The following is a 12,445-nucleotide window of genomic DNA, read 5'->3' as shown; positions in this document are numbered from 1 at the left end:
TCCGAGACGCCGAGCTCAACGGCTTCGTTTCTGAAATCGGTACGAGGCGTTCCTGAAATCAGGATCTGGCTGGACCATAGGAGTGATGCTCGCCGCCGTCAATGGATCGTTCAGGAAAACGAGACGGTGATAGCTTGTTTATGGAATCCGACCCGGATGACGACTGGTACACGTACAGCCCTGGAGGTACCGTGATCCCGCCACGCGAGCCCGATCCCGGCGCGGTGAACGGCGACACGCCGACCATGCGCCTCTTCTCCCTGCTCGAACTGATCGCCGCCAAGGACCAGTTGGTCTCGCTGCAGGGGTTGGTCGAGGAGACCGGGCTGCCCAAGCCCACGCTGCACCGGATGCTCCAGCAGCTGGAGAGCGCGGGGCTGCTCGTGCGGCAGAGCGACGGGCGGCATTACGGCACGGGCAACCGGCTGCGCAGGCTCGCCGAGAACCTGCTGCTCAACGCCACCCACCACGGCGCGCGCCACACCGTCCTGCGCAGCCTGGTCGAGGAGCTGGGCGAGAGCTGCAACATCACCACGCTCTCCGGCAACGAGGTGGTGTATCTGGACCGCGTGGAGACGCCCGAGCCGCTCCGCTTCTATCTGCGGCCCGGCTCGCGCGTCCCCACGCACTGCTCGGCCAGCGGCAAGATGATCATGTCCCAGATGAGCCCGGCCCAGCGCCGCAAGCTGCTCGCGCACGCCCCGCTCAAGCAGTACACGCCCAGCACCATCACCGATCTCGACGCCCTCGAAGAGGAGTTCAAGCGCATCCGCCGGGACGGCTTCGCGCTGGACGACGAGGAGTTCCTGCCGGGACTGGTGTGCGTCGCGGTGCTCGTACCGGCCGTGGACGGCGGGCGCTCCAACATGTGCGTCGCGGTCCAGGCGCCGGTCATGCGGCTGACCGCCGACAAGGCGCTGTCGCTGCTGCCCGCCCTGCAGCGGGCCGCGGACGCGATCAGCCGGATCGAGGCCGAGGGCACGCCGGAGGACGCGGCCGCTTCCTGACCGAGTACTACCCAGAGGAGTTCCCCGCCCGTGACAACAAGCCCCGACACCACCGTCGCCGTCAAGGACGTCTTCGGCATCGACTCGCACCTCACCGTCCCCGCGTTCCGCGAGCCCACCGAGCATGTGCCCGAGGTGGACGACGCGTACCGCTTCAACCCGGACGTCACCCTCGCGCTGCTCGCCGGCTTCGCCCGCGACCGCCGCGTCCTGGTCCAGGGCCTGCACGGCACCGGCAAGTCCACCCACGTCGAGCAGGTCGCAGCCCGCCTCAACTGGCCCTGCATACGCGTCAATCTCGACGGTCACCTCAGCCGCCTGGACCTCGTCGGCAAGGACGCGGTGGTGCTGCGGGACGGCAAGCAGGTGACGGAGTTCCAGGAGGGCGTACTGCCCTGGGCGCTGCAGCGGCCGATGGCGCTGATCCTGGACGAGTACGACGCCGGGCGCCCGGACGTGATGTTCGTGATCCAGCGGATGCTGGAACGGGACGGCCGGCTGACCCTGCTGGACCAGAACCGCGTGCTGCGCCCGCACCCCGCCTTCCGCCTCTTCGCCACGGCCAACACCGTGGGCCTGGGCAATCTCAACGGGCTCTACCACGGCGCCCAGCGTCTGAACCACGCCCAGATCGACCGCTGGAACATCGTCGCGTCGCTGGACTATCTCCCGGCGGCGGAAGAAGCGGCGATCGTACGGTCGCGGGTCCCGTCCTTCGAGGACGAGAACGGCCGGACGACGGTCGCGGCCATGGTCGCGGTCGCCGAGCTGACCCGGCACGGCTTCCGCGCGGGCGACCTCTCGACCCTGATGTCCCCCCGTACGGTCATCACCTGGGCGGAGAACACCGAGATATTCGGCGACCCCGCGCCCGCCTTCCGGCTGTCCTTCCTCAACAAGTGCGACGAGGCCGAACGCCCGCTGGTCGCCGAGTACTTCCAGCGCTGCTTCGACCGCGAGCTGCCCGAGTCGTACACGCTGGCGGCGACGTGACGGGGGCGGGGACGGGGACGCAGGCGGCTGTGCGCCGCCGGCAGCAGGCGGAGGAGCTGTGCGCCGCGGCGGTACGGGCGCTGAGCGCGGACCCCCAGGTGCACTACCGCGGCGGGCGGCCCTGGCGCGGCCCGCGCCCGGTCCCGGTGCACGCGCCGCACGCCCGGCTCTCCCCCGACGACCCCGACTTCGCCTCCCTGCGCGGCGCCGCCGACGGCCTGGCGCTGCGGCTGCGCGGCTCGGACCCCCGGCTGCACGCCGAGGTGTGCCCCACGGACGATCCGGCGGCGCGCCTGGTCTTCGAGCTGCTGGAGCAGTTCCGTACGGAAGCCATGGCGCCCGCCCCGCTGACCGGCGTCCGCACCAACCTCCGCCACCGCTTCGTCCGCTGGTCCCGCGCGTGCGAGGAGTCCGGCCTCACCGAGACGGCGCGCGGCCTGCTGCTCTTCACCGTCGCGCAGGTCGCGCGCTCCCGGATCACCGGCGAGCCGGTCCCCGCGCACGCCGAGGACCCCATCGAGGCCACGCGTGCCGCGCTCGCCCCGCTGACCGGCCACGATCTGGCCGCGCTGCGCCGGTACCGCGCCGACCAGCACGCCTTCGCGCCGCCCGCGCTGTCCCTGGCCCGCACGGTCGCCGAGCTGCTCGCGACGGCCGACGGACCGGGCACGGAGGACGACGCGGAGGACCCGCCCGAGGACGACGACCTCTCCCCCTTCACCGCCCTCCTCGCTCTCGACTCCGAGTCCGTCGAGGAGACCGCCACCGCCGCGTCGGGGCGCAGCCGGGTCCTGGCCGACGACCCCGGCGGCTACCGGGTCTTCACCACCGCCTACGACCGCGAGGGCCCCGCCGCCGCGCGCGTCCGGGCCGAGCTGCTGCACGAGTACCGCGACCGCCTGGACCGCCGCATCGCCGCGCAGGGCGTCAACGTCCCCCGGCTCGCCCGCGCGCTGCAACTGCTGCTCGCCACCCGCGCGCCGGACGGCTGGGACGGCGGCCAGGAAGCCGGGCACATCGACGGCGGCCGCCTCACCCGGCTGATCACCTCACCCACCGAGCGGCGGCTCTTCCGTACCGAACGCACCGCACCGGTGGCCGATGCGCTGGTCACCTTCCTCATCGACTGCTCGGGCTCGATGAAGGCGCACGCCGAGTCCGTGGCGATGCTGGTGGATGTCTTCGCCCGCGCCCTGGACCAGGCGGGCGCGGCCTGCGAGATCCTCGGCTTCACCACCGGCGCCTGGAACGGCGGCCGGGCCCGCCGCGACTGGCTGCGGGCCGGCCGCCCGCCCCACCCCGGCCGCCTCAACGAACGCTCCCACCTGGTCTTCAAGGACGCGGCCACCCCCTGGCGCCGGGCCCGCCGCGACATCGCGGCCCTCCTCAAGCCCGACCTCTTCCGCGAGGGCCTCGACGGCGAGGCGGTGGAGTGGGCCTTGGCGCGGGCCGCGGACCGGCCCGAGGGCCGCCGGGTGCTGCTCGTCGTCTCCGACGGCAGCCCCATGGACACCGCGACGAACCTCGCCAACGACCGCCACTATCTCGACCATCACCTGCGGGACGTGGTGGCGCGGCACGGGGCCGGGACGGAGATTTACGGGGTCGGCGTGGGGCTGGACCTGAGCCCGTACTACCGCCGTTCGCGCGTCCTGGACCTCGCGGACGACACCGGGAACGGCATCTTCCGCGAGGTACTGGCGCTACTGACCCCCTAGCCGGCGCTACTGGGTCGGAGCTACTGGCCCGCCAGCTGGCGCTCCACCAGGCGGCCGAGGATCCGGATGCCCGGGTCGATGGCGTGCAGCGGCGGCGCGGCGAAGCCGATGCGGAAGTTGTTCAGGGGCGGGTCCTCGCCGAGGTGGTAGATGTCGCCGCGCTCGATGAGGACGCCGTGCCGCTGCGCGCGCTCCACCAGCCGCCGGCAGTCGAGCTGCTCGGGGCCGGTCATCCACAGGCTCACGCCGCCCGGTGACGGGGTCGTGTGCCACGGCAGGTGGGTGTTGACCGCCGTGCAGGCGGCTTCCCACTTGCGCATGAGCTGGCCGCGGTAGCGGCGGACGGCGCGGTGGTACTCGCCGGACTGGATCAGGAGGGCCAGCGCGCGCTGGGTGTGGCCCGAGGGGTGGCGGACCGAGTAGCGGCGCAGGTCGCGGAGTTCGCGGATGAGCTCCTTGGCGCCGACGAGGTAGCCCAGGCGCAGGCCGGGGGCCAGGAACTTGGAGAACGTACCGAGGTAGACGACCTGGTCGGTGGTGTCCAGGCCCTTCAGGGCCGGCGTCGGGCTGCCCTGGTAACGGAACTCGCTGTCGTAGTCGTCCTCGACGATGACCGTGCCGCTCTCGCGCACGAGGTTGAGCAGTTCGCGGCGGCGGCCGATGCCGAGCGTGACGTTGGTGGGGTGGTGGTGACTGGGGGTGACGTGCAGCAGGTCGACACCGGCGAGGGTGGGCGGCGGGGTGAGCCCGGCGGCGGTCACGGGGAGCGGCATCAGACGGGCACCGGCGCGGACGAAGATGTGCCGGGCATCGAGATAGCCGGGGTCCTCGACGGCGACGACGGAGCCGGGGCCGAGGAGGGCACGGCTGAGCAGGTCCAGGCCCTGCTGGGAGCCGACGGTGACGAGGACCTCCTCGGGGGTGGCCTCGACGCCGCGGGCCGGGAGGAGGCGGCTGCAGACCATCTCGACCAGCAGCGGGTCGTCGAAGGCGATGCTGTCCTGGAGGCTGTAGCGGGCGTGCGGCTGGTACAGCGCTTCGTTGAGCGCACGGGACCAGTCGCGGGCGGGGAAGGCCCGCAGGTCGACCTGGCCGGCGAGGAAGGGGTACGGATACTCCGCCCAGTCGGCGCGCTTCTCGATGTGCGGGAGGGTGTCCTCGGGGTGGCCGCGCAGCCGTGAGCGCCAGTCGAACGGCTCGTGCGCGGGGCGCTGCTCGGCGGCGCAGTACGGCCGCATGTCGCGGTTGACGAAGATGCCCTGCCGCACCCGGCTCTCGACGAAGCCCTCGGCGACCAGCTCCTGATACGCGGCGTTCACGGTGTTACGGGAAAGGCCCAGCTCACGGGCCAGTTCCCGGGACGAGGGCAGCCTGCTGCTGGCGTCGATGGTGCCGACGGCTATGCCGTGCTCGATGGCCTTGCGGATCTGGCGGTACAGCGGCTCGGCGGAGTCCCGGTCGATCTCGATCAGTGTGCGTGGAATGCCTGCCTCCTGCGATGGCGGACGGCGGGGGAAAGTGCTGCACCGGCGTGTACGGCAGCGGGACGGGGGCCGGCAGGCGGGGCGGCACTGCCCCCATCGGATTGACCGGATTCGCCTTGTCGTGGGGTGCCAGCTGACGGGATCGTAACCGCGTCCGGGCCCCTGCCCAAGAGGTCGGACCGGAGAAATTGCCCGGCCCGGCCGGTTTCGGGGCTCCCGGCCCTGGACCCATCAGAAGCCGGAGAACTGGCGCTTACGCCCGGACCAGTTGGCCCCGCACGCTAACGCAACAACGCATCACGACGGAGCGCCGCCGCCCCGGACACCGAATGTCACCGGGCGCCCTGCCCGCGCCCGCCCCTACCGATGGGAGTTCTTCGTGAAGATCGGAATCCCGCGCGAGATCAAGAACCACGAGTACCGGGTGGCCATCACCCCCTCGGGCGTCCACGAGCTGGTCCGGCACGGCCACTCGGTGTACATCGAGGAGGGCGCCGGCGTCGGCTCCTCGATTCCGGACGCCGAGTACGCCGCTGCCGGTGCCACCCTGCTGCGGGACGCCGATCAGGTCTGGGCCACCGCCGACATGATCCTGAAGGTCAAGGAGCCCATCGCCGAGGAGTACCACCGGATGCGCGAGGGGCAGCTGCTCTTCACGTACCTGCACCTCGCGGCCTCCAAGGAGTGCACGCAGGCGATGCTGGAGTCCGGGATCACCGGCGTCGCGTACGAGACGGTGCAGCCCGCCGACGGCTCGCTGCCGCTGCTCTTCCCGATGTCGGAGGTGGCCGGCCGGCTCGCGCCGCAGGTCGGCGCGTACCACCTGATGCGCGCGGCAGGCGGCCGCGGCGTCCTGATGGGCGGGGTCTCCGGCACCTCCCCGGCCAAGGTCGTGGTCGTCGGCGCGGGCGTCTCCGGCATGAACGCGGTGGCCGTGGCCACCGGCATGTGGGCCGACGTCACGCTGCTGGACCTGAACATCGAGAAGCTGCGCGCGGCGGACCGGATGTACCAGGGCCGGATCAAGACCGTCGCCTCCAACGCCTTCGAGCTGGAGCGCGCGGTCCTGGAGGCCGACCTCGTCATCGGCGCGGTGCTGGTGCCCGGCGCCAAGGCCCCCAAGCTGATCAGCAACGACCTGGTCTCCCGGATGAAGGAGGGCTCGGTACTGGTCGACATCGCCATCGACCAGGGCGGCTGCTTCGAGGACTCCCACCCGACCACGCACGCCGACCCGATCTACCGGGTCCACGACTCGGTCTTCTACTGCGTCGCGAACATGCCGGGCGCGGTGCCGAACACCTCCACGTACGCGCTGACCAACGTGACCCTGCCGTACGTCCTGGCCATCGCCGACAACGGCCTGGCCGCCGCGGCCGCCGCCGACCCCGCCGTCAAGCGCGGCATCAACGTGGTGGGCGGCCAGCTCACCTACCAGCCGGTGGCCGAGGCGCACGACCTGAAGTACGTCGACGTCGACGAGGTCCTCGTCTGAGGCACGCGCCGGGCCCGCCCGACCGCGGCGCGGGCCCGGACCGTCCGACCGCCCCACCCGCTCCCCTTCCGGAAGGATCACCGTGAGCACCGACTCCTCCCTCCGCGCCAAAGCGCAGGCCCACCTCGGCCAGCACTTCACCCGTAACGACGTCTGGCAGGACGAGGGCCTGCCGGTCTTCGTCCGCAGCGAGGGCTGCCACCTCTACGACGAGCACGGCCGCCGCTTCCTGGACGGCCTGGCCGGGCTGTTCTGCGTCAACATGGGCCACGGCCGCGGCGACATCGTGGCCGCCGCCTCCAAGCAGATGGAGACGCTGCCGTACGCCACGAACTGGGGCGCGGCGCACCCGCCGGCCGTCGAGGCGGCGAGCCTGATAGCCGACCTGGCGCCCGGGGACCTGAGCGTCACCTGGTTCGTCAACTCCGGTTCGGAGGCCGTGGAGACGGCGATCAAGTTCGCCCGGCAGTACCACAAGAGCCAGGGCGCGACGGAGCGCACGAAGATCATCAGCCGCAGCATGGCCTACCACGGCGTCACGCTCGGCGCCCTGTCCGTGACCGGGCTGCCCAAGATCCGCGACCCGTTCCAGCCGCTGCTGCCGGGCATCCGGCACGTACCCAACACGCTTGGTTTCACCGGCGATTGCGGCCCGGCGGACCAGCTGGACGTGGTACGCGCCATCGAGCAGGCCATCGTCGAGGAGGGCCCGGAGACGGTCGCCGCGGTCTTCGCCGAGCCGGTGCAGAACGGCCGCGGCGCGCTGGTGCCGCCGGACGGGTACTGGCGCGAGCTGCGGCGGATCTGCGACAAGTACGGCGTGCTGCTGGTCGCCGACGAGGTGATCTGCTCGTTCGGGCGGCTCGGCGAGTGGTTCGGCAGCGGGTACTTCGGCGTCGTGCCCGACATGATCACCTTCGCGAAGGGGTCCACGTCCGGGTACGCGCCGCTGGGCGGCATGATCGCCCGGGAGCCGCTGGTGCGCGGGCTGTTCGAGTCGCCGAAGGGCGGTACGTTCACGCACGGCGCTACCTGGGGCGGCCACCCGGTCTCCACCGCGGTCGCGGTCGCCAACATCACCGCCATGCGGGACGAGAACGTCCTCGGCAACGTCCGCACCCTCGGCCCGGAGCTGCGCGCCGGGCTGGAGACCCTCAAGGACCGCTACCGCGTCGTGAAGGACGTACGCGGCATGGGCTTCTTCTACGCGGTGGAGCTGATGGCCGACAGCGAGACCGGCCGCGAGCTGACCGAGGAGGAGTCGACGAAGGTGCTCCGCGAGGTGCTGCCGACCGCCTTCAAGCGCACCGGCGTCATCCTGCGCCCCGACGACCGGGGCGCGACGATGCTGATGATCTCGCCGCCGCTGGTCGCCGACCGCGAGGTGCTCGGCGAACTGCTCTCCGGCGTGGACGTGATGATCGCGGACGTACAGCGAGCGGTCCTGGGCTGACGCGACCGTACTGAGTTGACGCCACCGCCGCGTATACGGGGCGGCTCGAACAAACTCGTCCCCCCAGCAGGGGGTTACCCAAAGGAGGCGGCGCGGACACGCCCGCCTCCCTTGGCGTACCCAAAAACGATCACCGTGCAATGGCGGTGCAACACGCGCGTCATGCGCACGTTCTAGGCTCCCCTCTGGTACTGCGATAACGCTGCTTCCTGGCGCTTTCTTTGGAGTTCACCGGGCGGCCATCATCCCCGACAATGCCGATTACCCAAGGAAATGGGGTCCCCGTGGGAGAGAAGAACACCGAAGTAGAAGCCAGAAAAGCTACGGAAGCTACAGAAACCACCGAAAGCTCAGGGCTGCGCAGCGAACTGAAGCAGCGCCATATGCAGCTCATCGCCCTCGGCGGAGTCATCGGCGCGGGCCTCTTCGTGGGCAGCGGCGTGGTCATCGAGGACGCCGGACCGGCCGCCATCATCTCGTTCCTGCTGGCCGGCGGGCTGGTCATCCTCGTGATGCGGATGCTGGGCGAAATGGCGGTGGCCCGGCCCTCGGTCGGCTCCTTCTACGCGTACGCCCGTCTCGCCCTGGGCAATTGGGGCGGATTCACCATCGGCTGGCTCTACTGGTATTTCTGGGTGAATGTGGTGGCGTTGGAGGCGGTGGCCGGCGCGAGCCAGCTGCACGCCTGGCTGCCCGGTATTCCGCTGTGGGTCATCAGCCTCTGCCTGATGGTCATCCTCACCGGGGTCAACATGTTCTCGGTGAAGTCCTTCGGGGAGTTCGAGTACTGGTTCTCCTCCATCAAGGTCGCCGCCATCACCGTATTTCTCGTCCTCGGTCTGGTATTCGTCCTGGGGATGTGGCCGGGTGCCCATGAGGCGGACGTCTCGAATCTGACCGCGCACCAGGGATTCGCGCCGAACGGCATCGGCCCGGTGCTCGCCGCCGTCATTCCGGCCGTCGGCTTCTTCACCGGCGCCGAGATCGCCGCGCTGGCCGCCTCGGAGTCCAGCGAGCCGCGCCGCAACGTCGCCAAGGCCACCAACTCCGTCGTACTGCGCGTGCTGCTCTTCTACGTCGGCTCGATCTTCCTGGTCATCGCGATCGTGCCGTGGAACAAGCCGGAGGTGGCGGACGGCCCGTACGTCGCGGCCCTCCAGGAGATCGGCATCCCCGCCGCCGGCACCCTGATGCGGATCCTCGTCCTGGTCGCCGTGCTCTCCTCGCTGAACGCCGGGCTCTACAGCGCCTCCCGCATCGTCTTCGCGCTGACCAGGAACGGCGACGCGCCGCGCGGTCTGACCAAGCTCAGCAAGCGGGGCGTGCCGCGCCGCGCGATCCTCCTCGCGACCACCCTCGGCTATGTCTCGGTGATCATCGCGTATGTCTCGCCGGACGCGGTCTTCTCCTTCATCGTGCACTCCTACGGCGCGGTGGCCCTCTTCGTGTACCTGCTCGTCGCCCTCTCCCAGCTGCGGCTGCGCCGCCGCCTGGAGCGCGAGGACCCGGGCTCCCTCCAGCTGAGGATGTGGTGGTACCCCTACCTGAGCTGGTTCACAGTGGCCGCGATGGCGGTCGTGATCGTCACGATGGCCGTACTGCCCTCCACCCGCATGGACTTCGCGGCCAGCGCGCTCACGCTCGTGGTGGTGCTCGCGGCGTACGCGGTGCGCGCGTACCGGAAGCGGGGGCCGGGCGGGGCTGCGGCCGAGGCGCCGGAAGAGACGCCCGTCGACCTGCCGAGCACGGGAGCCACGGCGCTCTCGGCGACGGAGGCGAAGGCTCCCCGCGCCTGACCGGAACGCGGGCCGTACCGGATACGGCCGACACCTGGGTGCGGGCCGTACCGGATACGGCCCGCACCCAGGTGTCCGTACGTCAGACCACCGCCCCCGAGTCATCGGCCCGCCGGGCCCCCGCACGGCGCCGGGGCCCGGTCGGCGACAGCGCGGACTTCGCCCGCCCGGCCGGCCGCGGCGGCGGCGCCGTACTGCGTGCCTCCAGCTCGATCGCCAGCGGCATCGCCGTGAACAGCGACGAGTACGTGCCGACTCCGATGCCGATCAGCAGCGCCACCGCGAAGTCGGTGAGCGAGTCGCCGCCGAGGAAGGCGAGCGCGGCGAGGATCAGCACGGCGCCGATGCCCGTGTTCACCGTGCGCGGCAGGGTCTGCAGGATCGCGGAGTTGGCGATCCGGTCGAACGGCGCCTTGCGGTTGGCGCCCCACAGTTCGCGCACCCGGTCGAAGACGACGACGGAGTCGTTGACGGAGTACCCGATGACGGTGAGCAGCGCCGCCAGGAACACCCCGTCCACCGGCTTGCCGAGCCACGCGAAGACGCCGACCAGGATCAGTACGTCATGGGCCATCGCGGCGACCGCGGAGGCCCCGAAGGTCCAGCGGAAGCGGGCCGCCAGGTAGGCGAGCTGTGCGAGGAGCGCGACGCCGAGGGCGATGAGTGCGTTGCGGCGCAGTTCGTCGCCGAGGCTCGGCCCGATCAGTTCGTCCCGTACCTTCTCGGTCTTGCCGCCCAGCCCGGCGACGGTCTTGCGGACCTCGTCCTCCTGCGCGGCGGTCAGCTTCTCGGTGCGTACGGTGAGATCGCCCTCGCCCGAGGAGTTGACCACGGCGCGCGGGAAGCCGGCCTCGGCGAGCGCCTTCCGGGCGGCGCCGGGGTCCACCTGGGTGGCGGTGGCGTACTCGACCATCCGGCCGCCGGTGAACTCCACGCCGAAGTCCAGCCCGCGCAGCCCGATCCCGCCCGCGGCCAGGGCGAGGACGAGCGCGGAGGCGGCGAGCCAGCGGCGCCGGTGGCGCATCAGGTCGGGGCCGCGGCGGGTGAGCCAGGTGCGGACCCGGCCCTCGTCGGCCAGCCCGGTGAGGCGCGGCGCGGCCCGTACGAGGTCACGGGCGAGGGCGAATTCGGCGAGGACGCGGGTGACGACCAGGGCGCTGATCATCGAGGCGAGGACGCCGATGGAGAGGGTGACGCCGAAGCCGCGCACCGGCCCGGAGGCGAAGAAGAACAGCAGTCCGGCGGCGAGCAGGGTGGTGATGTTGGAGTCCGCGACGGCGCTGAAGGCGTTGCGGAAGCCGGCGGTCAGGGCGGTGCGGATGTTCGGCGGCGCGCCGTTGTCCGCGCCGCCGCGCCGCTTCTTCTTCCGCCCGGCCGCGTACTCCTCCCTGGCGCGTTCGAACACCAGGACGTTGGCGTCCACCGCCATGCCGATGGCCAGCACGAAGCCGGCCAGGCCCGGGAGGGTGAGGGTGGCGCCGAGCGCGAGCAGCGCGGCGTAGGAGATCAGCGCGTAGCAGCCCAGGGCCAGCGCGGCGAGGATGCCGAGCAGCCGGTAGACGACGGTGATGAAGAGCGCGGTGAGGGAGATGCCGATGACCGCGGCCTCGGCGCTGGCCTCGATGGCGTCGGCGCCCAGCGTCGGTCCGACGGTCCGCTGTTCGATCAGCTCGACCGGTACGGGCAGCGCGCCGCCCTTGATGAGCAGCGCGAGGCCCTGGGCCTCCTGCTGGGTGAAGTTGCCGGTGATCTGAGTGGATCCGCCGGTGATGCCGGTGCCGCAGGCCACCGACTCGTTCACCTGCGGCGAGGAGATGACCTTGTCGTCCAGGACGATGGCGGCCCGGCGTGCCGGGTCGCCCATCGGCTTGCAGGCGGCGTCCCCGGTGAGCTCCGCCCACTTCTGCTCGCCACTGCCGCGCAGGTCGACGGTGACGTACCAGCCGCTGCCGCGCTCGGCGTCGAAGCCGGCCTCGGCGCCGTCGACCTGTTCGCCGGTGAGTGCGGCCGGGCCGACGCGCAGCGGCTGACCGGACTCGTCGCGCAGGGTCCGCTTGTCCTTGGGGCCGGGGTTGCCGGGGCCCTGCGGGTCCGCGCCGAGCACGGGGTGGAAGGTGAGCTGGGCGGTGCGGCCGAGGACCTCGGCGGCCTCGCGGGGGTCCTGGACTCCGGGGAGTTCGACGACGATGCGGTTCTCGCCGGAGCGGGCGAGGTTCGGCTCGGAGACGCCGAGGCCGTCGACGCGGCGGCGCAGTACTTCGAGGGTGCGTTCCGTGGCCGCGCGGTCGGCCTTCGTGGTGGGCGAGTCCCGGGTCTCCAGGACGAGTTGGGTGCCGCCGCGCAGGTCGAGCCCGAGGCGTGGGGTCTGGGTGAGGGAGAGGTAGAGCGAGAGGGCGAGGACGGCGAGCGCGAGCAGCGCGCGCAGCCTCGATGCGCGTTTCATGGGAAGGGGCCTCCAGCAGGCGGTGCCGCGCGGCTCGTTGCGTACGGGCGCGGCGG

General features: G+C 71.6%; 8 protein-coding genes. 6 read left to right on the top strand and 2 right to left on the bottom strand.

The window, feature by feature from the left end; all coding sequences use genetic code 11:
* The first annotated feature begins 191 nt into the window (after positions 1–191).
* The 3 genes from AB0I82_RS20240 to AB0I82_RS20230 are packed head-to-tail and all read left to right on the top strand — an operon-like array spanning position 192 to position 3,718.
* Entirely contained in the window at positions 192–1,007 is an 816-nt protein-coding gene (locus AB0I82_RS20240; RefSeq protein ID WP_363258686.1) for an IclR family transcriptional regulator, read from the top strand.
* A 30-nt stretch (positions 1,008–1,037) separates the two neighbouring features.
* Positions 1,038–2,000 carry an AAA family ATPase gene (locus AB0I82_RS20235; RefSeq protein ID WP_363258685.1) on the top strand — a complete coding sequence of 321 codons (963 nt, stop codon included), beginning with the start codon at positions 1,038–1,040 and terminating at the stop codon, positions 1,998–2,000.
* Positions 2,001–2,029: 29 nt separating this feature from the next.
* On the top strand, positions 2,030–3,718 hold the full coding sequence (locus AB0I82_RS20230; RefSeq protein ID WP_363258684.1) for a cobalt chelatase: 1,689 nt from the start codon (positions 2,030–2,032) through the stop codon (positions 3,716–3,718).
* A 20-nt stretch (positions 3,719–3,738) separates the two neighbouring features.
* On the opposite strand, the gene AB0I82_RS20225 is transcribed toward AB0I82_RS20230, so the two are convergent.
* Entirely contained in the window at positions 3,739–5,145 is a 1,407-nt protein-coding gene (locus tag AB0I82_RS20225) for a PLP-dependent aminotransferase family protein (protein WP_363259072.1), read from the bottom strand.
* Between the two features lie 436 nt (positions 5,146–5,581).
* Between AB0I82_RS20225 and ald the strand changes: the two genes are divergently transcribed.
* The 3 genes from ald to AB0I82_RS20210 all read left to right on the top strand — a co-directional run bounded on the left by ald (position 5,582) and on the right by AB0I82_RS20210 (position 9,946).
* Entirely contained in the window at positions 5,582–6,697 is a 1,116-nt protein-coding gene (ald, locus tag AB0I82_RS20220) for an alanine dehydrogenase (RefSeq protein ID WP_363258683.1), read from the top strand.
* A gap of 82 nt (positions 6,698–6,779) precedes the next feature.
* Entirely contained in the window at positions 6,780–8,150 is a 1,371-nt protein-coding gene (locus AB0I82_RS20215; protein ID WP_363258682.1) for an aspartate aminotransferase family protein, read from the top strand.
* 284 nt (positions 8,151–8,434) lie between these two features.
* On the top strand, positions 8,435–9,946 hold the full coding sequence (locus tag AB0I82_RS20210) for an amino acid permease (protein ID WP_363258681.1): 1,512 nt from the start codon (positions 8,435–8,437) through the stop codon (positions 9,944–9,946).
* An 82-nt stretch (positions 9,947–10,028) separates the two neighbouring features.
* Here the strand turns inward: AB0I82_RS20210 and secD are convergent, their stop codons facing one another.
* Entirely contained in the window at positions 10,029–12,389 is a 2,361-nt protein-coding gene (secD, locus tag AB0I82_RS20205) for a protein translocase subunit SecD (protein ID WP_363258680.1), read from the bottom strand.
* Positions 12,390–12,445 lie beyond the last annotated feature (56 nt).

The sequence above is a fragment of the Streptomyces sp. NPDC050315 genome, assembly GCF_040655775.1.
Classification (GTDB): domain Bacteria; phylum Actinomycetota; class Actinomycetes; order Streptomycetales; family Streptomycetaceae; genus Streptomyces.
Note: the sequence above shows the minus strand (reverse complement) of the source record. Positions and strands in the feature narration are given on the sequence as shown.

Coding starts and splice junctions, on each gene's coding strand:
- secD (WP_363258680.1), bottom strand. CDS start 12,389: ATGAAACGCGCATCGAGGCTGCGCGCGCTGCTCGCGCTCGCCGTCCTC.